This is a genomic window from Nonomuraea sp. NPDC001636 (assembly GCF_040298265.1).
Lineage (GTDB): Bacteria > Actinomycetota > Actinomycetes > Streptosporangiales > Streptosporangiaceae > Nonomuraea.
Genome location: NZ_JBEOZT010000017.1, coordinates 114,386 through 137,382, shown reverse-complemented (window position 1 = coordinate 137,382; position 22,997 = coordinate 114,386). Strand labels below are relative to the sequence as shown.

The following is a 22,997-nucleotide window of genomic DNA, read 5'->3' as shown; positions in this document are numbered from 1 at the left end:
CCAAACGGTTTGCCCCATAACACGGTGATAGGGGTGTTTTGACACGACCACTCCTCGTATTCGGGCTCGTACCGTGCAGACACCCCCCTGTACGCGAGGAGACGTGCACATGCTCCCCAGGAAGACCGTGACGGCGGGCATCGCGATCGCCGTCACCATGATCAGCGTCCCGGCCCTGGCCTTCGCGGCGAAGGGCGCCACGGCCCAGGACGAGACCCCCTACTCCATCGCCCGCAGCAACGCCGAAGCCGTCGCCGACCCCCCGCAGGGCCTGGTCGACGCCATGAGCCGGGACCTCGGCATCACCGGCCAGCAGGCCGAGGCCCGCCTGGTCAACGAGGCCGCCGCGGCCGGCCTCGAACCCACCCTGCGCGCCCAGTTAGGCGCCTCCTACGCCGGCTCCTGGGTGACCGGCCCCACCTCCACCCCGATCACCGCCACCACCGACCCGGCACAGGTGGCCGCCATCGCCAAGGCCGGTGTGCAGGCCCGCGTGGTGGCCCGCTCGCTGAGCAGCCTCGACGGCGTCAAGGCCAGGCTGGACGCCGCGTCGGCCAAGGCCCCCAAGACCGCCCCCGTCTGGTACGTGGACGTCGTCAACAACACCGTCGTCGTCCTCAGCTCCGACCCCGCCAAGGCCGCCGCCTGGGTGAAGGCCAGCGGCGCGGACGCCTCCGCCGTCCAGGTCGTGCGCTCGGCCGAGAAGCCCACGCTGTTCTACGACGTCCGCGGCGGCGACGCCTACTACATCGGCTCCGGCACCCGCTGCTCGGTCGGCTTCTCGGTGACCAAGGCCGGCTCGCAGGGCGGCTTCGTCAGCGCCGGCCACTGCGGCACCGCCGGGTCCAGCACGTCCGGCTCCAACCGGGTCGCCATGGGCACGTTCCGCGGCTCGTCCTTCCCGGGCAACGACTACTCCTGGGTCGAGGTCAACGGCCAGTGGACCCCGACCGGCGTGGTGTACGGCTACAGCGCCGGCATCCTGCCCGTACGCGGCTCGACCGTGGCCCAGGTGGGCTCGGCCGTCTGTCGCGCCGGATCGACCACCGGCTACCACTGCGGCTCGGTCCAGCAGCTCAACGCCAGCGTCACCTACCAGGAGGGCACCGTCTCCGGCGTGACGCGGACCAACGTCTGCGCCGAGCCCGGCGACTCCGGCGGCTCGTTCATCTCCGGCGACCAGGCCCAGGGCGTGACGTCGGGCGGCTCGGGCAACTGCAGCTCCGGCGGCACGACGTACTTCCAGCCGGTCAACGAGATCCTGTCAACCTACGGCCTGACCCTCGCCACCCAGGGCGGCGGCCCCGGCCCGACCAGCACGCCCACGGTCACCACCACCGTCGGCGGCACGTGGGCCGCGGGCACGACGTACGCGGCCGGCGCGACGGTGACGTACGGCGGCTCGACCTACCGCTGCCTCCAGGGGCACACCGCCCAGCCCGGCTGGGAGCCGCCGAACGTGCCGGCTCTCTGGCAGCGCGTCTGACCCCCTAGACGTCCAGGGCGGAGATACCCCCTCACGACCTGGACCGCGCGGCCGGGCGATGTCCCACTCCTCCGTCAGGGACATCGCCCGGCCCATGCGCTTCGGCGACCGTCAGGACGCCTCTCCGGCCAGCCGCAGGGCCTCCTCGATCAGCGTCTCCACGACGCCCGATGTCGCACCGGCAGTCCGAGATCTACAGCGGCCACCTGTCCAGCTCCCTTCGAACGGTGTGCGCGATGCCCTGACCGGTGAGCCCGGCCTCGGCGAGCAACCCGGCCCGGCTCCCGTGCGCGACGAACTCGCGCGGCAGGCCGAGGTTGACGATGTGCTGCCGGGGCCTGCACTCCTGCCGGAGCAGGGCGCCGGCCCCGCAGGCGGCCAGGCCGTCCTCGACGGTCACCACCAGCCGGGCGGCCCCGGCCGGCCCGCGCAGCCCGGCCGGGACCGGGATCACCCAGCGGGGATCGACCACGGTCACGCCGATCCCGGCGGCCGCCAACATGGCCGCCGCGCCCAGGCACGGCCCGGCCATCGGCCCGACCGCCACCAGCAGCACGTCGGGGCCGCCCGCGAAGAGCACGTCGACGTCGCCGAGCCGCCCCACGCGCGGGAGCTCGGGGCCGGCGGCCGCCTTGGGGAAGCGCAGCGCGGTGGGACCGGGGTGCTCGACCGCCTCCTCCAGCAGCTCGCACAGCCGGCGGGCGTCGCGCGGCGCGGCCACCCGCATGCCGGGCACCATGGCCAGCGCCGCCAGGTCCCACATGCCGTGGTGGCTGGGCCCGTCGGGGCCGGTGAGCCCGGCCCGGTCGAGCACGAGCGTCACCGGCAGCCGGTGCAGGGCGACGTCCATCAGCACCTGGTCGAGGGCGCGCCCGAGGAACGTCGCGTAGACGGCGACCACGGGGTGCAGGCCCGCCATGGCCATGCCCGCCGCCGAGGCCAGCGCCTGCTGCTCGGCGATGCCGACGTCGAACATGCGGCCGGGGAAGCGCCGCCCGAAGCAGGCCAGCCCGGTCGGCCCCGGCATCGCGGCGGTGACGGCCACCAGGTCGTCGCGGCGCTCGCCGAGCACGCACAGGTGGCGGGCGAACGCGTCGGTCCAGGTGGCGGTGCCGGCCGCGAGGGGACGGCCGGTGGCCGGGTCGCTGGCCGGGATCGCGTGCAGGTGCTCGTCGTGGTCGCGCTCGGCCGGGTCGTAGCCGCGGCCCTTGCGGGTGACGCAGTGGACCACGACGGGGGCGCGCAGCTCGCGGGCGGCGAGCAGGGCCGCTTCGAGCGCGGCGATGTCGTGGCCGTCGACCGGGCCCAGGTAGCGCAGGCCGAGCTGCTCGAAGACGGTCACGTCGGCGGCCGTGCGCAGACGGGCGAGGTGGTCGGCGATGCCGCCGTGGGTGGGGGCGTAGGAGCGGCCGTTGTCGTTGAGCACGACGACGACCGGCCGGTGGCGGGCGGCGCCCAGGTTGTTGAGCGCCTCCCAAGCCGGCCCGCCGGTGAGCGCGCCGTCGCCGACCACGGCGACCACCGCCCGGCCGGCGTCGCCGGTCAGCAGGCGCGCCTTGGCCAGGCCGTCGGCGTAGGCGAGCGCGGTGGAGGCGTGGGAGTTGTCGACGTGGTCGTGCACGGACTCCTCCCGGCTCGGGTAGCCGCTGAGGCCGCCGCGGCAGCGCAGGGCGTCGAAGGAGTCGCGCCGCCCGGTCAGGATCTTGTGGACGTACGCCTGGTGCCCGGTGTCGAAGACGATGGCGTCGCCGGGCGAGTCGAAGACGCGGTGGAGGGCGATCGTGAGCTCGACGACGCCGAGGTTGGAGCCGAGGTGCCCGCCCCGGGCGCTCACCTTCTCGACCAGGAAGTCGCGGATCTCGCGGGCGAGGCCGGGCAGCAGCTCGGCGGGCAGGGCGCGCAGGTCTTGGGGAGTGGAAACGTACGGCAACAGGGTCGTCATGACATCCCCTGACGGTGTTGCGGTGAGCCAAAAGAATAGTTGAAAGGCCCAAGACACTTTACACGCTCTGTATTCAAGTAGTAACTATTGGTAGTGCGTCGTCCCGACCAGAAGGAGCCGAGCGGATGCCGGTGAGCTTCACTCAGCACTACCTCGGATCGCGGATCGAGCGACGCCTCGCCGACTTCCTGGAGACGTGGCGGGCGCCCGTCTCCGATCCCGACGTCCAGACGGCCTACCGGCTGCTGACCGAGTTCATCCTCGGCGGCGGCAAACGCATCCGCCCCCTGCTGTGCTACTGGGGCTGGCGGGGCGCGGGCGGCGCCGACTGCGAGGAGATCGTCAGCGCCGCGGCGGCCCTGGAGCTGTGCCACGCCGGGCTGCTCATCCACGACGACATCATGGACGGCAGCGAGCTGCGCCGGGGCCGGGCGACCATCCACCGCAACCTCGCCGACCTCCACGACGGCCCGTCCGCGGAGGCGTTCGGGCACGCGGGCGGCATCCTGCTCGGCACGCTCAGCCTGGCCTGGTCCGACACCCTGCTGTCGTCGTGCGGCGTCGAGCCCGTCCGCCTGCGGGCCGCTCACCACCTCTTCGACGCCATGCGCACCGAGGTCATCAGCGGCCAGTACCTCGACATCCTCGCCCAGCTCCGCGCCGGCGCGAGCGTGACGGAGGCGCTCACGGTGATCCGCTACAAGACGGCCAAGTACACCGTCGAGCGGCCGTTGCAGATCGGCGGCGCCCTGGCCGGCGCCTCACCCGAGCTGCTCGACGCCTTCTCCCGGTTCGGCGTGCCGCTCGGCGAGGCGTTCCAGCTGCGCGACGACGTGCTGGGCACGTTCGGGTCGGCGGCCGAGACCGGCAAGTCGGCGCTCGACGACTTGCGCGAGGGCAAGCACACGGTGATGATCGCGCACGCCGTGGCGCACGCCTCGCCCGCGCAGCTCGGCTACCTGCGCGCCTGGCACGGCAACCCGGCGCTCACCGAGGAGCAGGCCGCCGGGCTGCGCGACATCCTCATCGACACCGGCGCGCTCGACCAGGTCGAGTCGATGATCGACGAACGCGTGGGCGAGGCCACGGCCGCCCTGGCCCGGGCGCCGATCGGGCCCGAGGCCGGCGGCGCGCTGTCCGTCCTGGCCGACCAGCTCGCGCACCGTACCAAGTAGGGGGCTCTCCGATGGGACGCGTACTGCTCGCGGCCCCGCGCGGTTACTGCGCGGGCGTCGAACGGGCCATCTTCTCCGTGGAGGAGGCGCTGCGGCGCTTCGGGCCACCGGTCTACGTGCGCAAACAGATCGTGCACAACACGTTCGTGGTGGCCGACCTCACCGAGCGCGGGGCGGTCTTCGTCGACGAGCTCGACGAGGTGCCGGACGGCGCGCTGGTGATCTTCTCGGCCCACGGCGTCTCCCCCGCGGTCCGGCAGGAGGCCGGGGGCCGCGGCCTGCGCACGATCGACGCCACCTGCCCCCTGGTCACCAAGGTGCACAAGGAGGCGGTGCGGCTGGCCGAGGCCGGCCACGAGATCGTGCTCATCGGCCACGCCGAGCACGAGGAGGTCGAGGGCACCCTCGGCGAGGCGCCCGGCCGCATCCACGTCGTCGATCCGGCCAGGCCCCACGAGGTCACCGCGAGCGGCGCGGCGCGCATGACCTGGCTGTCGCAGACCACACTGTCGGTCGACGAGACCATGGGCGCCGTCGCCGAGCTGCGCGACCGCTTCCCCCAGCTGGCCGACCCGCCGAGCGACGACATCTGCTACGCCAGCCAGAACCGCCAGGAAGCGATCACCCGCATCGCCCCCCGCTGCGACCTGGTCATCGTCGTCGGCTCGGCCAACTCCTCCAACTCCCGGCGGCTGGTCGAGGTCGCGCTGCACGCCGGCGCCCCCGCCGCCCACCTGATCGACCGCGCCGCCGACGCCGACCCGCGATGGCTCGGCGGCGTCGGCACGGTCGGGGTCAGCTCCGGCGCGTCCGTGCCCGACGTGCTGGTCGAGGACCTGCTCGGCTGGCTCGCCGGTCACGGCTACGCCGACGTGGAGCCCGTGACCGTGACCGAGGAGACGCTCACCTTCTCCCTCCCCCTGGAACTCCGTTCCTCCCGCAACCCCGGCTAGACCCCACACCGAGATTGGCGGTGCACCATGACAGAAACCACCGACTCCAGCGCGCCCTTGAACGGCAACGGGCAGCTCAGCCTCAGTACTGAGGCCGCCAAACAGCTCGCGACCACCACCAAGACACCCCCGCAGATGCAGGAGATCACCTCCAGGTGGCTGCTGCGGCTGCTGCCGTGGGTGCAGTGCTCCGGTGGCGTGTTCCGGGTCAACAGGCGCCTGACGTACACGCTCGGCGACGGGCGCATCACGTTCTCCACGACCGGCTCCGACGTGCGGGTCATCCCGGCCGAGCTGACCGAGCTGCCCATGCTGCGCGGCTTCGACGACATGGAGGTGCTCGAAGCGCTGGCCGACCGCTTCCAGCAGCGCGAGATCGAGCCGGGCGAGGCCATCGTCAGGGAGGACGACCCGGCCGACCAGCTCGTGCTGATCGCCCACGGCCGGGTCGGCAAGGTCGGGCAGGGCGCCTACGGCGACGAGCAGAACCTCGGCGTCCTGGCCGACGGCGACCACCTCGGCGAGCAGGCGCTGACCGGCGGCGGCACGTACGACTTCACCGCCACGGCCAAGACGCACACCACCGTGCTCACCCTGTCCAGGCAGACCTTCGAGCAGCTGGCCGAGCAGTCCCCGTCGCTGCGCGAGCACATCCAGAACTGGCGCGCCTCGGGCGACCACGCCCAGAACGCCTACGGCGAGGCCGCGATCGACATGTCCTCCGGCCACTCCGGCGAGGTCGCGCTGCCCGGCACGTTCGTGGACTACGAGCAGTCCCCCCGCGAGTACGAGCTGAGCGTCGCCCAGACGGTCCTGCGGGTGCACAGCCGGGTCTCCGACCTGTACAACCAGCCGATGAGCCAGCTCGACCAGCAGCTCCGCCTCACGATCGAGGCCCTGCGCGAGCGCCAGGAGCACGAGCTGATCAACAACCGGGAGTTCGGCCTGCTGCACAACGCCGACTTCAGCCAGCGCATCCGCACCCGTTCCGGCCCGCCCACGCCCGACGACCTCGACGACCTGCTCGCCGTGGTCTGGAAGGAGCCGGCCTTCTTCCTCGCGCACCCGCAGGCCATCGCCGCGTTCGGCAGGGAGTGCAGCAAGCGCGGCCTCTACCCGCAGGCCAGCGAGGTCAACGGCCACCGCATCCCGGCCTGGCGCGGCGTGCCGATCTTCCCGTGCAGCAAGATCCCGGTCACCGGCAAGCGCACCACGTCGTTCCTGCTCATGCGTACGGGCCAGGAGAACCAGGGCGTCGTCGGCCTGCACCAGACCGGCATCCCCGACGAGTACCAGCCCAGCCTGTCGGTGCGCTTCATGAACATCAACGAGAAGGCGATCATCTCCTACCTGGTCAGCGCCTACTACTCGGCCGCCGTCCTGGTGCCCGACGCGCTCGGCGTCCTGGAGGACGTCGAGCTCGGCAGGAACGGCTAGCAGCCCCTTCGTCCGTCCGGTCCAAGAATTGGTGGTGTTTGTGTTGACGGAGTCGGATCAGCGGCTGAGCCTGGATACCGCCGCGGCGCGGAAACTCGCCACGACGACCAAGACGCCTCCGCAGATGCAGGAGATCTCCTCCCGCTGGTTGCTGCGGATGCTTCCGTGGGTGGACACCGCCGGCACCTATCGGGTGAACCGGCGGCTCACCTACATGGTCGGCGGTGGCCGGGTGAGCTTCTCGCGCACCGGCGCCCGGGTGCGGGTGGTGCCGCCGAGCCTGACCGAGCTGCCGCCGCTGCACGGGCTCGACGACGACCGCCTGCTCGACACCCTCGCGGGGCTGTTCGAGCAGCGGGAGTACGCCCGCGGCGACACGATCGCGCGGGCCGGACGGCCGGCTGACGAGATCATCCTGGTCGCCGACGGCCGGGTCACCCGGTTCCAGCCGGGCGACTACGGCAACCGCCTGGTGCTCGGCACCCTCGGCGAGGGCGACCACGCCGGGACCGAGCCGCCGGGCGAGCGGGCCGTACGGCACGACACGCTGGAGGCCGCCACCAGGTGCACGGTGCTGGCCCTGCCGTGGGAGGAGCTGCGCGCGCTGGCCGAGAGCACGCCCGCCCTGCGCGACCGGCTCGACCGCCACCGCGCCCGGCGGGCGGCCCCCCAGACCAAGCACGGCGAGGCGGCCATCGAGCTGTCGGCCGGCCACCGGGGCGAGCACACGCTGCCGGGCACGTTCGTGGACTACGACCCGGGCCCGCGCGAGTACGAGCTCAGCGTCTCGCAGACCGTGCTGCGCGTGCACGCCCGGGTCGCGGACCTGTTCGGCGACCCGATGGACCAGACGGAGCAGCAGCTCAGGCTCACCGTCCAGGCGGTGCGCGAGTCGCAGGAGCGCGAGCTGGTCAACAACCGCGACTTCGGCCTGCTGCACAACGTCGACCCGAGCCAGCGCATCCGCGCCCTGACCGGGCCGCCCACCCCCGACGACCTGGACGACCTGGTCAGCCGGCGCAAGAAGTCGCGATTCTTCCTGGCCCACCCGCGGGCCATCGCGGCCTTCGGCCGGCAGTGCAGCGCGCGGGGCGTCTATCCCGACACCGCCGAGATCGAGGGCGTGCCCGTGCAGTCGTGGCGGGGGGTGCCCATCCTGCCGTGCGACAAGATCCCGATCAGCCGGGCGGGCACCACCTCGATCCTGTGCATGCGCACCGGCGAGCAGGACCAGGGCGTCGTGGGCCTGTTCCAGACCGGCGTGCCCGACGAGCGGGAGCCGGGGCTCAGCGTGAAGCTCACCGGCATCGACCGGAAGGCCGTCATGTCGTACCTGGTCAGCGCCTACTACTCGTGCGCGGTGCTGGTGCCCGACGCGCTCGGGGTGCTGGAGGACGTGGAGGTCGCGAGCTGATGGCCCAGCCGTTCGAGCTGCCCGACTTCTACATGCCGTACCCGGCGCGGCTCAACCCGCATCTGGAGGAGGCCCGTACGCACTCCAAGCTGTGGGCGCGCGAGATGGGCATGCTGGAGGGATCGGGCGTCTGGGAGGAGGCCGACCTCGACGGCCACGACTACTCCCTGATGTGCGCCTACACCCACCCCGACTGCGACGGCGCCGAGCTGTGCCTGATCACCGACTGGTACGTCTGGGTGTTCTTCTTCGACGACCACTTCCTCGACGTCTTCAAGCGCTCCGGCGACATCCGGGGCGGCAAGCGGCACCTCGACCGGCTTCCCCGGTTCATGCCGATGGGCGCCGACCTGTCCATGCCGGAGCCGGCCAACCCGGTCGAGGCGGGCCTGGCCGACCTGTGGCTGCGCACGGTGCCGGGCATGTCGGCCGACTGGCGGCGGCGGTTCGCCGAGAGCACCCGTCACCTGCTCAACGAGTCGATCTGGGAGCTGTCAAACATCAACGAGGGCCGGATCGCCAACCCGGTCGAGTACATCGAGATGCGCCGCAAGGTGGGCGGCGCGCCCTGGTCGGCGGGGCTGGTCGAGCACGCGGTGGGGGCCGAGATCCCCGCCCGGCTGGCCGGCACCAGGCCGCTGCGGGTGCTCAAGGACAGCTTCTCCGACGCCGTGCACCTGCGCAACGACCTGTTCTCCTACGAGCGCGAGGTCAGGGACGAGGGCGAGCTGAGCAACAGCGTGCTGGTGCTGGAGACGTTCCTCGGGTGCACGACGCAGGAGGCCGCCGACGCCGTCAACGACCTGCTCACCTCGCGCATGCAGCAGTTCGAGCACACCGCGCTGGGCGAGCTGGGCCCGCTCTTCGTCGAGCACGCCGTCGATCCGCTGTCGGCGATGGGCGTGCTGGCCTACGTCAAGGGGCTGCAGGACTGGCAGTCCGGCGGGCACGAGTGGCACCTGCGGTCGAGCCGCTACATGAACAAGGGCGCGAGGACGCCCCGGCCGCTCGGCGCGAAGTCGCTGATCGCCGGCACGGGGGCCAAGCGGCTGCGCAACTTCGCCCACACCGGGCGGCGGCGCGTCGGCCCGTCGCAGATCCCCGAGCTGTACGTGCCCTTCGAGCTGCGCCTGTCCCCCCACCTCGACGGGGCCCGGCGCAACGCGGTGACCTGGTGCGCGTCCATGGGCCTGCTGGAGGCCCAGCCGGGCGTCGCGGGCTCGGCGGTCTGGGACGCCGGCAAGCTGGCCGACTACGACCTGCCGTTGTGCGCGGCGGGCCTGCATCCCGACGCCACCCCGGAGGAGCTGGACCTGGCCTCCCACTGGCTGTGCTGGGGCACCTACGGCGACGACTACTTCCCCGTGGTCTTCGGCCGGTCGGGCAACCTGGCGGCGGCCAAGGTCACCGTGTCCAGGCTGGCGGCGTTCATGCCGCTGGACGGCACGCCGGTGCCGCCGCCGGTGAGCGCGCTCGAACGCGGCCTGGCCGACCTGTGGGCGCGTACGGCGGGGCCGATGCCGGCCGGCGCCCGCGCGCAGCTGCGGCGGTCGGTCGTGACGATGTGCGAGGGCTGGCTCTGGGAGCTGGGCAACGAGGCGGCCGGGCACATCCCCGACCCGGTGGACTACCTGGAGATGCGCCGGCTCACCTTCGGCTCGGAGCTGACGATGATGCTGTGCCGGCTGCGGCACGCGTACGCGCTGCCCGAGGCGCTGTACGAGAGCGGCCCGATGCGGGCGCTGGAGAACGCGGTCATGGACTGCGGGATGTTGCTGAACGACATCTTCTCGTACCAGAAGGAGATCGAGTTCGAGGGCGAGCTGCACAACTGCATCCTGGTGGTCCAGAACTTCTTCGACTGCGACTACCCGGCCGCGCTGGGCATCGTCAACGACCTGCTGACCTCGCGGATGAAGCAGTTCCAGCACATCGCCGTGCACGAGCTGCCGATCCTGTGCGACGACCTCGGGCTCGACTGCGCGGCGCGGCAGACGCTCGACGCGTACCTGGCCGACTGCCGCCACTGGCTGACCGGCGTTCTCAACTGGCACCGCGGCTGTCTGCGCTACGACGAGCCGTCCCTGCGCCGGCACCACCAGCCGCCGGCCTTCCGGCTGTCCGGCCCCCACGGGCTCGGCACGTCGGCGGCGACCCTGCTCTACAGCGGCACGTCGTACGGGCGCGGGGCGTAGAACCAGCCCATCATGCGCAGCAGGCGTCGCAGGTGCGGCGTGACGTTGCGCAGCCGGATCCACCGTTCGTCCGGGGGCAGCGCGGGCAGCGCCAGCACCCGCAGCCCGGACAGGTCGACGAAGGTCAGCTCGCCGGTGTCGACCACGATGTACGTGCTGCCCCCGCGCGAGTCGGACAGCGTGCTGGCGAGCGCGGGGCTGTTGGTGACGTCGACCTCGCCGGACAGGGCGACGGCCGGGGCTCCGGGGACGACCCGCAGCGTGATGCTGAGCTGCCCGTCCTGATAGAGCAGCCGCTCTCCGAGATCGTTCACGACGTGCGCACCCCCCAACAGCTATGGACAGGGGGTTGCCGGTGGGATGACCGTCAAGTTCCTCCCGGCCATGGTGGCCGCCCTGAGGAGGTCGCGGTTCCTTCGCCGCGCTGACGATTAACCCGAAACCAGATTACACGAAGTATGTTTCACTATGTGATGTTCAGGAGAAAATGACCGAATTGCAGCTCAATGATGAAGGGTTGCACCGGTCTCCGCAGACGCACGAAGCCGGCCCAGCACGCAGGGCTGGGCCGGCTTCGGACCGTTCTCTCGGCGGGGCCCGCACACGTCCCGCCGCGGCCGATCCGGGGGCGTTCGGCAAGGTGCCGCCACGAGTGGTCGTGGCTGCCGGAACGCCTTCGGGTCAGCCTGACGGGCGCGCGGACGGGCCGCCGCCGGTCAGCGCTCTCAGTTGTTGTCGCCGTAGTTGCTCTGGGCGTCCAGGACGTTGAGCTCGATGTCCTGGAGGTGCAGGGCGGTGAGGACGTCGATGTACTTGACGGAGTCGTTGAGGACGTCGTTGGCCAGCGTCAGGTCGTCCAGGATGGACAGCTGGCTCAGGATGGCCTTGCCACCGTTGTAGGCGTTGGGGCCGACGTCGGCCGAGGCGCTCGTGGCGGTGAACCCGAACAGCGCGCCGGCGATGGCTGCACCGGTGAGAATGCGACGCATCATTTTTTACTTCCCTTTCATCGGAATCGGCGCAGCGGTGCGCGTCATCATTTATTACCCGCCTCCCGAGTGGCAGGATTTTCGCGAATAACGATCTCGTGGGGCTGCGGCGGCCCGCAAGGAAAATATGCTAAGGCAAAGTCAAGTACCCGCACTTATTCCTTGGCCGTCGATCGGGCGAAAGACATCCCGAAATGCCCCGAAATAATGCGACTCGTCGGGCACGGCAGGTTGTTTTATCCCCATACTCCCGGAGCAGGTAATCGGGAGAAGTCGCTTGAAACGCCGTGCCGTAACGGCGGCACGGCCGGCCACGCGGGGGTGCCGAATATGCCATGAACGGACTACTGCGATTGTTGGCGATTGCATTGGCGCACACCATTGTGTGCGTTTCCCATTCGATGCCCGCGCAGGGCGCCGCAGGCTGCCATCCGCACGGGTGCCGCGCGCAGGCTCCGGCCGTCCGGACGGCGGCGGGCTCGATCGCGCTGCGGGCGGCGATAGAGATGATCGGCGTCCCGTACTCGTGGGGCGGCGGCGGTCCGGGCGGCCCCGGATTCGGAATCGGCAAAGGGGCCAGGACCTGGGGATTCGACTGCTCCGGCCTCACCGAGTACGCGTGGGCGCGGGCCGGCGTGGCCATCGGGACGACGACGTACGAGCAGTGGCGGTCCGGGATCCGGATACCGCGAGAGGAGATCCAGCCCGGGGACCTGGTGTTCTACGACAGCGACGTCGACACCCCCGGCCCCGAGCACGTGGCGCTCGCGGTGGACGGCACGCAGATCGTGCACGCGCCTTACAGCGGCGAATCCGTACGGCTCGACGCGCTGGAACGGCCGCGCTTCCTGGGCGTCGTACGCCCGAGCCCGGGCCGTTCCGACGCCTAGGCCGAGCCCGCCGGCCCGATCTGGCCGGCCGGGCCCGCGCGCCGGAGCCGGGTGCGCCTATGCGTGAGCCCCGCGGCCCAGGTCGTCCTGCAGTGATCGACCTGGGCCGCGAGGCGTTCAGAGCTCGGTGCGCACCAAGCCCGTGCCGTGGCCTCGCGAAATGCCACGGCCCGTACTTTCGGTCCACCTCAAGGCACCAGGAAGGCGACCTTGGCCGGGCGGCTCCGCGTGGTTTCCCGCGGGTCGCCGATCGTCTTCCTGCCTACGCCACGCGAGGAGGCTCAGTTGTTGTCGCCGTACTTGTCCTGGTTGTTGAGGACGTTGGCCTCGATGTCGTTCAGGTGCAGCAGGGTGAGGATGTCGATGTACTTGATGGAGTCGTTGGCGACATCGTTCAGCGCCGTCAGGTCGTCGAGGATGCTCAGCTGGCTCAGGATGCTCTGCCCGTTGTTGTACGGGTTGGGGCCGACGTCCGCGGACGCGGCGGAGGCGGAGAAGCCGAGAGCGGTGACCGCGATAGCTGCACCGGCCAGAATGCGACGGATCATGTTTGCTTTCCTCCATGGATCGGCGCTGAATTTGTGCGCCATGGTCGTTTGTGCAGGGCTGTGAGGTGCCGCAAATAACCATCGCGGCAGGCAGCGAAAATCGCAACTCGGAATGCCCTAACGAAGGTCAAGGGGACGCCTCGATTTCTTGGCACTCGGTTTCCGCGCTCATCGACGGGGCACTGCATATATCCCGGTCCTGCTGCCCGGTGAACGGACTTCTTTTGGCCTTCCGGCGGCGATGTTGGGGCGTTCGTGCCCTGCCGTTCAGGCAACGATCACCCGAAACTTGAGGAACGACCTACGACGCCGGGGCCCGAGTTCGGCGAATTTGGCGACCAGGTGAGTGGTTATCCAGGTGATCGCCTCGGAGGCGCTGTTGCGCTATTACCGGGACGCGATCGAGCCAGATGTCCCGCTGACCTGCAAGAACGCCCCCGAACCAAAACCGCCCCCTCCCGTCAAAGGACAGGAGGGGGCGGGACGCGAGGGAGCAGGGAAGGGGCCGGGCAACCCCGAGCGCAGAAGGCGGTCAGGTGATCCAGGGCGGCGGTCAGGCGGTGGTCAGGTGATCCAGGGCGGCGGTCAGGCGGTGGAGGGCGGTCAGGGATTCGCGGGCGGCGTCGAGGCCGAGCACGTCCACCAGGCGGTCGGCGAACTCGCGGTGGCCCGGGACGATCCCGGCGATCGCCTCGCGGCCCGCCTCCGTCGGCTGGAGGAGCTTGGCGCGGCGGTGGGCGGGGTTGGGCCGGTATTCGGCCAGCCCCCTCTCCACCAGCAGGTCCGCGATGCGCTGCACCCCCTGGCGGGTCATGCCCATCACCCGGGCGATCCCCGCCACCGGCAGCGGCTCCCCCAGGACGGCGCCCAGCACCTGCCACCAGGCCGCCGTCATGCCCGCCGGCTTGGCCAGCTCCTCCGCCACGTGCAGGAACTGGCCGTTGAGCCGGAACGACGCCAGCGCCAGACCGGACAGCAACTCGGCCGCCACACTCTCACTGCCGTCACCGCTCCCATCGCGCCCGCCACCGCTCCCGTCGCGGCGGGCAGGGTGGTCTTCGGGGACGGGGCTGCCGCCGGGGGTCATGCGGCCATCAGCACCTCGAACGCCGAGGCGTCGCTCTCGCCGAACAGGCGGCACCAGGCGTCGAGGACGTCGGGCCGGTAGACGTCGAGCCGGCGGAAGATCTCCCGGGCGAAGGCGACGGGCTCGGTGGGGCCGGCGGTGACGAGGTCGCCGTCGAGCACGGCGTCCGTCTCCTGGTAGCGCCCGGCTCCGGCGTAGCCCTGCTGGGCCCCCAGGTACGGCAGCGCCGCGCTGGTGTGGCCGCGGTCGTCGAGCAGGCCCTCGCGGGCGAGGCCGGCCGTCGCGCCGCAGATGGCCGCCACCGGCACCCCCGCCTCCAGGAACTCGCGCGCCTTGCGGGCGAACGGCGCCAGCTCGTCACCCGCGTCCCACAGGTCGGCCCCCGGCAGGATGAGCAGCGAGCTGCCCTCGGGCGTGAGCCGGTCGAGCGCGAGGCCGGGGGTGACCCGCAGGCCGCCCATGCTGACGACGGGCTCGCCGGTCAGGCCGACGTTGACGATCTCGTACGCCCCGGGCTCGCGCTGGAAGCGCTCGCTGCGCAGATGGGCGGTCGCGTGCCCGGTCTCCCAGTCGGCGAAGGTGTCGTAGACGGCGTGGTGGGTGATTCCCTTCATGACAACATACTGTCATTTCGACAGCATGTTGTCAATGAAGAACCGTGCGAGGATAGGCGCCATGGCACAGATCGTCGGCGGAGGACGGCCGGTCAACGACGCCGAACGGCGCGTGATCTCCTACTTGCGCGACCACGCCCCCGCCGACTGGCTGCTGCTGCACAACGTCGAGGTCCCGCGCGGCGACGACGTGTTCGAGGTCGACCTGATCGTGCTGACCGCCCACTCGCTGGTGGTCGTCGACGTCAAGGGCACCCGCGGCCGCATCGAGGTGTCCGGCACCCGCTGGTACCCGCCGCGGCGGGAGGCGTTCGGCTCTCCGGTGACCAAGCTGCGGGGCACCGCCAAGGCGCTCAAGGGCCTGCTGGTGTCCAGGGCCACCCAGCTCGAACGCGTCTACGTCGACAGCCTGGTCGTGCTCACCTCGCCCGACGCCGAGCTGGTCGACCAGGCCGGCCGCGACGCCCCCAACGTCACCGACCTGCCGGGCCTGGTGGCCACGCTGGGCGACGTCTCGCGGGTCAGGCGGGGGTGCAGCCCCGACGTGCGGCCCTACCTGACGGCGGTGCTCGACGCGCTCAACCACACCGTGCGCCGCAGCACCGCGCCGCCCAGGTTCGGCAACTGGGAGGTCGAGGAGCAGCTCGGCGGCGACGCCAAGGTCACCGAATACCGCGCGTTCAACGCCACGCTGCCGGGCAGCGAGACCGTGCTGCTGCGGGTCTACCAGGCCGACCCGCTGGCCGACCACGAGGCGCGGGCCGCCGAGCGCCAGCGCATCGCCAACGCCTACCAGTCGCTGGCCCGCATCCCGCCCCATCCGTGCGTCGTGCGCTCGCGCGACTTCTTCGCCATCGACGACGAGAGCCGGTTCGTGCTGGTGCTCGACGACGTCCACGGCGAGGCGCTGCATCTGTCGCTGGGCAAGGGCGCCCGGCTGGGCGTGATCCAGGACCTGCTGCGCGGGCTCGCGCACGCGCACGCCAACGGCGTCGTCCACCGGGCGCTCACGCCCGGGTGCGTGCTGGTCACCGACGACGGGCACGCGGTGCTGACCGGGTTCGACTACGCCAAGCCGGGGCCGCGCAACTACACGGTCGCCCACGAGCTGGGCAACGTGCTCGACGCCCATTACGTCGCGCCCGAGTGCCAGGAGCGTCCCGACCGGATGACCACCGCGTCCGACGTCTACGCGGCCGGGGCCATCGCCTACCAGCTGCTCACCGGGCAGCTCCCGACCAGCTCCGACGCCCACGGTCCCGACGTCCCCGACGTCGTGCGCCGGATGCTGGACCACGCCCCGGCCAAGCGGCCGAGCGCCGCCGAGGCGCTCGACGCGCTGCAGGGCGTGCCGTTGCAGCAGTCGCGGCTGCGGCGGCTGGTCCGCCGTCTGGTCTCCGGTCCCTGACGTCCCCCTCAGGCGGGCAGGCTGCGGCGCAGGGCGCTGGCGTGCCTGAGGTAGTCGAGGGCCAGGCCGGTGCGCCCGGCCGAGCGGTGCAGCTCGCCGAGCAATTGGGTGGCCGACGCCTCGCCGCTGCGGTCGCCGAGCTCCTGGAAGACCTCCAGCGAGCGTTCGAGGCCGGTCGAGGCGCGGGTCAGGTCGCCGCGCGCCGCCTGGAGGCCCGCGAGGCTCTGCAGCGCGTACGCCCCGCAGTGGCGGTCGCCGAGCGACTCGAAGATCTCCAGGGCGTGCCGGTGGAACGACATCGCCTGGTGCAGCCGGCCCATCTGGAGGCACACGCAGCCTTCCCTGTGGGCGTCCCCGAGCTCCTGGGCCAGCCGCATGGCCTCGCCCAGCGACTCCGCCGCCTGGACGAGGTCGCCGGAGGTCAGGCAGGCCCGGCCGATGGCCTGCCGGGCGAACGCCTCGCCGTGCCGGTCCTCGGAGGCGACGAACATGGCCAGCGCCCGGCGCAGATACCCGAGCGACCGGAGGTGCCGGCCGCGGAACTGGTTCACGGCGCCGAGCCCGCAGACGGAGGTCGCCTCGGCCCTGACGTCTCCTATTTCGTGAAATATCTGGCGGGAGAGGGTGAAGCCCTCGGCGGACTCCTCGTACCGGTCCTGGTAGAGGCTGACCTGGGCCAGGCCCCTGAGCATGGCGGCCTCGCCGTACCGGTCGCCGGCGGCGCGGGCGGCGGCCAGGGCGGCGGTGTGCGTACGGCGCCAGGTGCCGAGGTGGCAGTGCAGGTCGAGGTAGGGCACCATGGCGGCGGCCAGCCCCCAGGCCGACTCGGCCAGGCCCAGCTCGGCCGCCAGGTCCACGGCTCCGGCCAGCGCCTCGTGCTCCGACTCGAACCAGGTGATCGGGTCGGCGGTGAGCCGGTCGAGCGTGCGCGCGGGCAGCCGCCACCTGGCCGCCCTGGCCGCGGTGAGGCTGAAGACGGTGGTGGGCAGGCGGGCCATGGCGTGCTCGGTGGTGGCCGTCCAGGCCGCCAACACCCGGGCCAGCGCGCCGCGGTCGGGGCCGCGGTCGCGGGCGTGCCTGCCGACGAGGTCGGGCACGCGGTAGCGCGGCTGGCCGACGTCGTCGGTGCCGACCGGGTCCAGCAGGTGGGCGTCCACGAGCAGGTCGGTGACGTCGTGCGCGCCGTGCCGGCCGAGCGCCGCGTCCACCACCCAGCCCGGCTGCGCCCCGGCGGCGGGCCCGAGGACGCCGAGCGCGCTCAGGGTACGGGCGGCCTCCGCGGGCAGCCTGCGGTACCCGGCGTCGAGGCAGGCCCGCACCTCCTTCAGCTCGGCCAGCCAGTCCTCTTCGAGCCGCTCGCGCAGCACCGACAGCGACCAGCCGGGCCGGGCCGCCAGCCGGGCTCCGGCGGCCCTGACCGCCAGGGGCGACCCGCCGCACAGCGTGACGACGGCCAGGGCGTCGGCCGGTTCGCGGGCCACCCGCCCGGCCCCGGCGACGCCGCCGAGCAGCGTCAGCGACTCCTCCGGCGACAGCTCGCCGAGCTCGACGCGCAGCGCGCCGGGCAGCTCGGTGATCCGCCGCCTGGTGGTCACGATCACGGCGCTGTCGTTGCCGGGGAGCAATGGGCGTACCTGGGCGGCGTCGCGGGCGTCGTCCAGCAGGATCAGCATCGGGCGTTCGGCCAGCAGCGACCGCAGCAGCGCCGACCGCTCGCCGGGCGTCGGCGGCGCGCCGGTCACGCCGAGCGCCCGCAGCGCCTCGGCCAGCAGCTCGCCCGGCGCCCTGCCGCCCAGCTCCAGGTGGAGCTGCCCGGCGGGGAAGGCCGGGCGCAGGCGGTGGGCGGCGTGCACGGCCAGGGCCGACTTCCCCACGCCGGGCGGGCCGGAGATCACCGCGACCGAGAACGTCCCGGCCAGCGCGGCCAGGGGGGCGGCCCGGCCGATGAAGTCCGGCAGATCGGGCGGGAGCTGCCGCGGCACGGCCGGCGCCGCCCGGCCCTCGTCGGCCAGGATCAGCTCGTACGCGCCGCGCAGCTCGGCCCCCGGCTCGACGCCGAGCTCGTCCACGAGCTGGTCGCGGACCGCCGCGTACGTGCGCAGCGCCTCGGCCTTGCGGCCCCCGCGGTGCAGGGCGAGCAGCAGCCGGCCCCACAGGTCCTCCCGGTAGGGATGCTCGACCAGCAGGCCGCGCAGCTCGTCGGCGGCGCCGTCGTGGTCGCCGGCCTTGAGGCGCCGCTCGATCAGCGACTCGGCGGCCCGCAGCCGCAGCCGGTGGAGGTGCTCGATCCGGCGGTCCCAGACCGGGCTGCCCGGCAGGTCGCTCAGCGGCGCGCCGCGCCAGAGCGCGAGGGCCGCGCCGTACTCGCCGCGACGGGCCAGCTCCTCGAACAGGCGCAGGTCGAGCGCGCCGTCGGCGACGTCGATCGTGTAGCCGGCCCCGGCGGCGCGCAGGCCGACCGGGCCGAGCTGGGACCGCAGCGAGCTGACGTAGGTGCGCACGTTGGCCAGCGCCGAACGCGGCGGGCGCCCCGGCCAGAGCACCTCGGCGAGCCGGTCGGCGCCGACCACCTGCCCCGCCTCCAGCAGCAACGTGGCCAGCAGCATGCGGGGTTTGCCGCCGGAGATCCGTAGAGGGCGGCCGGCGGAGCGGATCTCCAGCGGGCCGAGGACGTGGAAGGTGACCGTCATGACAGCATCAGCCCCTTTACGGGAGATCTGACAGCTCTTTGTATCGGTTCTGGATGATTCTTGTGCGGCCAATGCGGACTCTGGTGTCACAGATCCCACTGGAAAGGATCACCCCATGAAGCTCAGCCGATCAATGGTCGCCGGCCTGGCATTGTTACTCGGCCTCGGCACGACGACCCCCGCCTTCGCCGACCCGGAGCCCGAGTCCGCGCAGGCGCAGCTCCTCGCGACGAACTTCCAGATGCCGTTCCCCTGCGGCCAGACCTGGACCGGCAACTCCAGCGCGAGCAGCGCCCACCAGTCGTGGGAGATCGACTTCAACAGGGGCAGCACCGCCGACGCCGACCTCGGCGACCCGGTCGTGGCCGCCGCCTCGGGAACGGTGGTGATCTCGGCGCACCAGGGCTCGACCAACGGCTACGGCAACCTCGTCAAGATCGACCACGGCGGCGGCTGGTCCACCTACTACGCCCACCTGAACACCCGGCTGGTCAGCGCCGGCCAGTCCGTCTCGCAGGGCCAGCAGGTCGGCACGGTCGGCAACACCAGCAAGCCGGGCAACAACATCAGCCCCCACCTGCACTACGAGGTGCGCCTGGGCACCAGCTACCCGTCGAACATCCAGAAGGCCGTCTTCAACGGCGTCACCTTCAGCTACCCGGTGCAGACGCTGAGCTCGAAGAACTGCGGCGGGTCCAGCAACCCGTACACGCCGCAGGAGGCCTGCGGCGCCGGCTACGACGTGATCGACTCGGCCGGGCTCGGCACCGACGGGACCGTCTACCTGCTCTACAACGGCTCCAACGGCAACAACTGCGTGGTCACCATGAAGGCGAAGTCGCTCGGCACGGCGACCGCGACGACCGCCTACCTGGAGGTGCAGGGCAGTACCAGGAAGACCGACTCCGGCAACTACGGCTACTACGCCGGCCCGGTCTACGCCGCCGCCGCGAACACGTGCGTCAAGTGGGGCGGCAAGGCCGGCGCCTCGGCCTACGACAGCCCGTTCGAGCACTGCGGCTGAGGCGGCTCAGGCGGGCGTGATCGTGTCGAGGACGTCGATCACGTACAGCATGGGCCTGTCCCCCGGGGAGCCCACGGCCAGCCGGCTGCCGACCTGGCTGCCGACCAGCGCCTCCAGCCAGGCGGGCGGCACCGAGCCGGGCCTGAGGGTGAAGGCGCTGGGACCGCCCTTCCGGTAGGACGAGTCCACCACCGTGCGGGACGGCCAGGACGCGGCCACGTACTGGATGACCACCTTGGAACCGGCCGTGACGTCCCGTCCCGAACCGTCGATGAGGGTCCGGGGCGGGGAGTCCGGCCGCAGGTCGGACGGGATCGCCGGCAGCGCCCGCCCGACGAGCCGCGCGTCGGGCGGGTAGCCGCCGAGGATGTCGAAGACCACCACCAGCGTGTCGGCCGGCGAGACGCCGGTCAGCGGCACGTTCGGGCCCATGGCCTCCGACGCCGGGCTGACCAGCATCACCCGGCTGCCGGCCGGCCTGCCGATGAGCGAGGCCCGCCAGGTCTCGGAGACCTGCCTGCCGTCGAAGACGACCGTGGTGGGCTGGTTGCCGTCGTAGGTGCTGAGATACGGCTGGTTCCCCGACCATCGCCGGATGTCCACGTCGGCGAGCACGACGTCCCCCGGGACCGTACGCCGGCCGTTGCCCATGGAGAGCACCGTGATCCGCGGCGTGCGTCCCGGCTTCCCCCGAGGTATGGCGACGACGGGCTTGCTGCCGAACGCGCCCGTCACGACGGGCTGCGAGCCGTCCTCGGCGACGCCACACGAGGTGGCCAGCATGAGTACGGCAGGCCAGAGCAGGCGCACGATTTCCCCCAAGATGCCAGATCCGAAGGGGTTACTTGCCGCAATAGCCAAAAGGAAAGCTGCGGGTCTCGCCATCTCACGACAAAGGGCGCGGGAGACTGGACCGCGTGAGCAAGCCCAACCTGGCCCGCAGGGTCGCAGAAGCAGCCGAGATCGCGTTGACCACCCGCCACTACGTGACGTTCATCGACGTCGTGACGGGGTTGCGCTGGCTGCGGTCCCGGCACGTGGACCTCTGGCGGCAGGGCCGCGCCGGCACGCTGGCCGAGCTGGCCGCGGTCGACGAGGAGCGGCTGCTCGTCACGGCCGGGCTGCTGCGGGAATGGGCGCTGGCCAAGGGGCTCAGGCCGGTGGAGACGCCGTACGTGGCCGGCACCCGCGACCGGCGCGACCTGCGCTTCACCTCCGGCCACGGGCAGGACGCCTTCCGCGTCCACTGGCTCTCGCCCGATCTGAGCGAGGCCCGGGTGCGGCGGCTCACCGAGCGGCAGAGCAAGGCCCCCGACCTGGTGGCCGTGGTCTCCGAGAACCCGTGGACGTGCGCGTCCTGCGGCGACACCGGGCCGTACCTGATCATGGAGGACGACCGGCCCCACTGCCTGAGCTGCGCCGACCTGGACCACCTGGTGTTCCTGCCGTCGGGGAACGCGGCGCTCAGCCGGCGGGCCAAGCAGGAGAGCGGGCTGTCGGCGGTGGTCGTCCGGTACAACCGGCGGCGCAAGGTCTACCAGCGCCAGGGCGTGCTGGTCGAGGAGGCCGCGCTGGCCGCGGCCGAGGAGCGCTGCCTGGCCGACGAGGAGGCACGGCTGCGCCGCCGCGAGCGCGACCAGGTGCGCAGGGCCGAGCAGGACGTCGCCTTCCAGGCGGCGATGGCGGCCGAGATCGCCCGGCTGTTCCCGGGCTGTCCGGCCGAGCGGGCCCGCGAGATCGCCGAGCACGCCGGCCGGCGCGGCAGCGGCCGGGTGGGCAGGACGGCGGCGGCCAGGGCGCTCGACGAGAACGCCATCACGCTGGCGGTGATCGCGTCGGTCCGGCACCTCGACACCGACTACGACCGCCTGCTCATGTCCGGCGTCCCCCGGATGGAGGCCAGGGACCGGATCAGGGACGCCATCGAGGCCAGGCTCACGGAGTTCCGGCGACCGCCCCGATGACCGCGCGGGCCCGCCTTCGGTACCGTCCATGCATGGACGACTGGCACACCGTACGTGCGGAACTGCGGGCCTTCGCGCTGGGCCTGCCCGAGACCCACGAGGACCATCCGTGGGGCGAGACGGTCATCAAGGTCAACAAGAAGGTCTTCCTGTTCCTCGGCCTGGACGAGCAGACGGAGAAGTGGGCCCCGACGTTCGGCGTGAAGCTGCTGTCGGAGGCGCACGGCCACGCGCTGACCGTCGAGGGCGCGGCCCCCAGCGGGTACGGCCTGGGCAGGGCCGGCTGGGTGACCGTGCCGTTCCTGTCGGCGCTGCCCGAGACCGACGTGCTGCTCGACTGGGTCGAGGAGAGCTACCGGACCATCGCCCCGAAGCGGGCGGTCAAGCTACTGGACGGCCAGCCGTAGCGCGAAGGCGACCAGCAGCACCCCGGTCACCCGCTCGACCCTGGCCCGCACCCGCGGCCTGCGCAGCAGCGCGCTCACCCGGTCGATGATCACGTTGTAGAGGCTGAACCAGAGCACGTAGAGCACGGCGATGATGCCCGACAGCAGCAGGGCCCGTCCCAGGGTGTCGCCGTGGCCGGGCAGGAACTGCGGCAGCCAGGTCACGAAGAGCAGCAGCACCTTGGGGTTGAGCAGGTTCGACAGCAGGCCCCTGCGCACGTGCACGAGCGGCGAGCCGGTCGGAAGCGCGGCGCCCTCCACGGCCTTGGCCCGGTTCCGGCTGGACAGCAGGGCGTGCACCCCGAGCCAGAGCAGGTAGCAGATGCCGAGGGCGCGCACCACGGTGAAGGCGGTGGGCGAGGCGGCCAGCAGCGCCGACAGGCCGACCGCGGCGGCGGCGGCGTGCACGGACAGGCCCAGCAGGCCGCCGAGCATGGTCAGCAGGCCGGCCACGCGGCCGTGGGCGAGGGAGTTGCGCATGATCAGGGCCGCGTCGGGGCCGGGGATCATGATCATGATCAGCGTCGTGACCGCGAAGGTCAGCAGCATGGCGGGGGTCTCCCGGAGCTGGGGGCGCGCTCCCGCCCGACCCGCCGGGTGTGCGGAGGTCGCACGGTCACGCGGGCGAACATCGTCAGTGCCTTGTGGGCACCGGCCATGATATCTGGATCAGTTTGCCGAAATACGCCAGGGACGGCGATAAGGGACCTCTGTGACGAAAGCCACCACGAGGTC

General features: G+C 72.0%; 20 protein-coding genes. 11 read left to right on the top strand and 9 right to left on the bottom strand.

What is annotated here, in order from left to right; translation table 11 throughout:
• Positions 1-109 precede the first annotated feature (109 nt).
• On the top strand, positions 110-1,486 hold the full coding sequence (locus ABT158_RS29135; RefSeq protein WP_352358690.1) for a carbohydrate-binding protein: 1,377 nt from the start codon (positions 110-112) through the stop codon (positions 1,484-1,486).
• Positions 1,487-1,679: 193 nt separating this feature from the next.
• On the opposite strand, the gene ABT158_RS29130 is transcribed toward ABT158_RS29135, so the two are convergent.
• The gene (locus ABT158_RS29130) at positions 1,680-3,428 is read right to left on the bottom strand and encodes a 1-deoxy-D-xylulose-5-phosphate synthase (RefSeq protein ID WP_352358688.1); all 1,749 of its coding nucleotides are present in this window, start codon (positions 3,426-3,428) and stop codon (positions 1,680-1,682) included.
• Positions 3,429-3,559: 131 nt separating this feature from the next.
• Here ABT158_RS29130 and ABT158_RS29125 point away from each other — a divergent pair, with 131 nt between their 5' ends.
• The 5 genes from ABT158_RS29125 to ABT158_RS29105 are packed head-to-tail and all read left to right on the top strand — an operon-like array spanning position 3,560 to position 10,602.
• Entirely contained in the window at positions 3,560-4,603 is a 1,044-nt protein-coding gene (locus ABT158_RS29125) for a polyprenyl synthetase family protein (protein WP_352358686.1), read from the top strand.
• Between the two features lie 11 nt (positions 4,604-4,614).
• Entirely contained in the window at positions 4,615-5,556 is a 942-nt protein-coding gene (locus ABT158_RS29120; RefSeq protein ID WP_352358684.1) for a 4-hydroxy-3-methylbut-2-enyl diphosphate reductase, read from the top strand.
• A gap of 27 nt (positions 5,557-5,583) precedes the next feature.
• Positions 5,584-6,993, top strand: a complete 1,410-nt coding sequence (locus tag ABT158_RS29115) for a family 2B encapsulin nanocompartment shell protein (protein WP_352358682.1) — start codon at positions 5,584-5,586, stop codon at positions 6,991-6,993.
• A 43-nt stretch (positions 6,994-7,036) separates the two neighbouring features.
• Positions 7,037-8,407, top strand: coding sequence for a family 2B encapsulin nanocompartment shell protein (locus ABT158_RS29110; protein WP_352358680.1), 1,371 nt, complete (start codon positions 7,037-7,039; stop codon positions 8,405-8,407).
• Positions 8,407-10,602 (top strand): terpene synthase family protein, encoded by a 2,196-nt coding sequence (locus ABT158_RS29105; protein ID WP_352358678.1) that lies wholly within the window; start codon positions 8,407-8,409, stop codon positions 10,600-10,602. The genes ABT158_RS29110 and ABT158_RS29105 overlap by 1 nt, the downstream gene beginning before the upstream one ends.
• Here the strand turns inward: ABT158_RS29105 and ABT158_RS29100 are convergent.
• Entirely contained in the window at positions 10,569-10,916 is a 348-nt protein-coding gene (locus tag ABT158_RS29100) for an STAS domain-containing protein (RefSeq protein ID WP_352358676.1), read from the bottom strand. The genes ABT158_RS29105 and ABT158_RS29100 overlap by 34 nt on opposite strands.
• Positions 10,917-11,327: 411 nt before the next feature.
• Positions 11,328-11,594 carry a hypothetical protein gene (locus tag ABT158_RS29095; RefSeq protein ID WP_352322994.1) on the bottom strand — a complete coding sequence of 89 codons (267 nt, stop codon included), beginning with the start codon at positions 11,592-11,594 and terminating at the stop codon, positions 11,328-11,330.
• A 398-nt stretch (positions 11,595-11,992) separates the two neighbouring features.
• On the opposite strand from ABT158_RS29095, the gene ABT158_RS29090 reads away from it, so the two are divergent.
• A complete protein-coding gene (locus tag ABT158_RS29090; RefSeq protein ID WP_352358674.1) occupies positions 11,993-12,481 on the top strand; it encodes a C40 family peptidase in 489 nt (162 codons plus the stop codon).
• A 281-nt stretch (positions 12,482-12,762) separates the two neighbouring features.
• On the opposite strand, the gene ABT158_RS29085 is transcribed toward ABT158_RS29090, so the two are convergent.
• The 3 genes from ABT158_RS29085 to ABT158_RS29075 form a co-directional block, all read right to left on the bottom strand.
• A complete protein-coding gene (locus tag ABT158_RS29085; RefSeq protein WP_352322992.1) occupies positions 12,763-13,029 on the bottom strand; it encodes a hypothetical protein in 267 nt (88 codons plus the stop codon).
• A 553-nt stretch (positions 13,030-13,582) separates the two neighbouring features.
• Positions 13,583-14,020 carry a MarR family winged helix-turn-helix transcriptional regulator gene (locus ABT158_RS29080; RefSeq protein ID WP_352358671.1) on the bottom strand — a complete coding sequence of 146 codons (438 nt, stop codon included), beginning with the start codon at positions 14,018-14,020 and terminating at the stop codon, positions 13,583-13,585.
• A gap of 92 nt (positions 14,021-14,112) precedes the next feature.
• The gene (locus ABT158_RS29075; protein WP_352358669.1) at positions 14,113-14,730 is read right to left on the bottom strand and encodes a DJ-1/PfpI family protein; all 618 of its coding nucleotides are present in this window, start codon (positions 14,728-14,730) and stop codon (positions 14,113-14,115) included.
• Positions 14,731-14,791: 61 nt separating this feature from the next.
• Here ABT158_RS29075 and mads6 point away from each other — a divergent pair, with 61 nt between their 5' ends.
• A complete protein-coding gene (gene mads6, locus ABT158_RS29070) occupies positions 14,792-16,138 on the top strand; it encodes a methylation-associated defense system protein kinase MAD6 (protein ID WP_352358666.1) in 1,347 nt (448 codons plus the stop codon).
• Positions 16,139-16,146: 8 nt separating this feature from the next.
• Here mads6 and ABT158_RS29065 read toward each other — a convergent pair whose 3' ends face one another.
• Positions 16,147-18,828 carry an AfsR/SARP family transcriptional regulator gene (locus tag ABT158_RS29065; RefSeq protein WP_352358664.1) on the bottom strand — a complete coding sequence of 894 codons (2,682 nt, stop codon included), beginning with the start codon at positions 18,826-18,828 and terminating at the stop codon, positions 16,147-16,149.
• 115 nt (positions 18,829-18,943) lie between these two features.
• Here ABT158_RS29065 and ABT158_RS29060 point away from each other — a divergent pair, with 115 nt between their 5' ends.
• Complete coding sequence (locus ABT158_RS29060; RefSeq protein WP_352358662.1) at positions 18,944-19,852, top strand: M23 family metallopeptidase; 909 nt, start codon at positions 18,944-18,946, stop codon at positions 19,850-19,852.
• Positions 19,853-19,858: 6 nt separating this feature from the next.
• On the opposite strand, the gene ABT158_RS29055 is transcribed toward ABT158_RS29060, so the two are convergent.
• Positions 19,859-20,662 carry an FKBP-type peptidyl-prolyl cis-trans isomerase gene (locus ABT158_RS29055; RefSeq protein WP_352358660.1) on the bottom strand — a complete coding sequence of 268 codons (804 nt, stop codon included), beginning with the start codon at positions 20,660-20,662 and terminating at the stop codon, positions 19,859-19,861.
• Positions 20,663-20,769: 107 nt separating this feature from the next.
• Here ABT158_RS29055 and ABT158_RS29050 point away from each other — a divergent pair, with 107 nt between their 5' ends.
• Positions 20,770-21,816 (top strand): DUF2293 domain-containing protein, encoded by a 1,047-nt coding sequence (locus tag ABT158_RS29050; RefSeq protein WP_352358658.1) that lies wholly within the window; start codon positions 20,770-20,772, stop codon positions 21,814-21,816.
• A 32-nt stretch (positions 21,817-21,848) separates the two neighbouring features.
• A complete protein-coding gene (locus tag ABT158_RS29045) occupies positions 21,849-22,223 on the top strand; it encodes an MmcQ/YjbR family DNA-binding protein (RefSeq protein ID WP_352322984.1) in 375 nt (124 codons plus the stop codon).
• Here the strand turns inward: ABT158_RS29045 and ABT158_RS29040 are convergent.
• Positions 22,203-22,811: a LysE family translocator gene (locus ABT158_RS29040; protein WP_352358655.1), complete on the bottom strand. Its 609-nt coding sequence runs from the start codon at positions 22,809-22,811 to the stop codon at positions 22,203-22,205. The two genes, ABT158_RS29045 and ABT158_RS29040, sit on opposite strands and share 21 nt — an antisense overlap.
• Between the last annotated feature and the right edge of the window lie 186 nt (positions 22,812-22,997).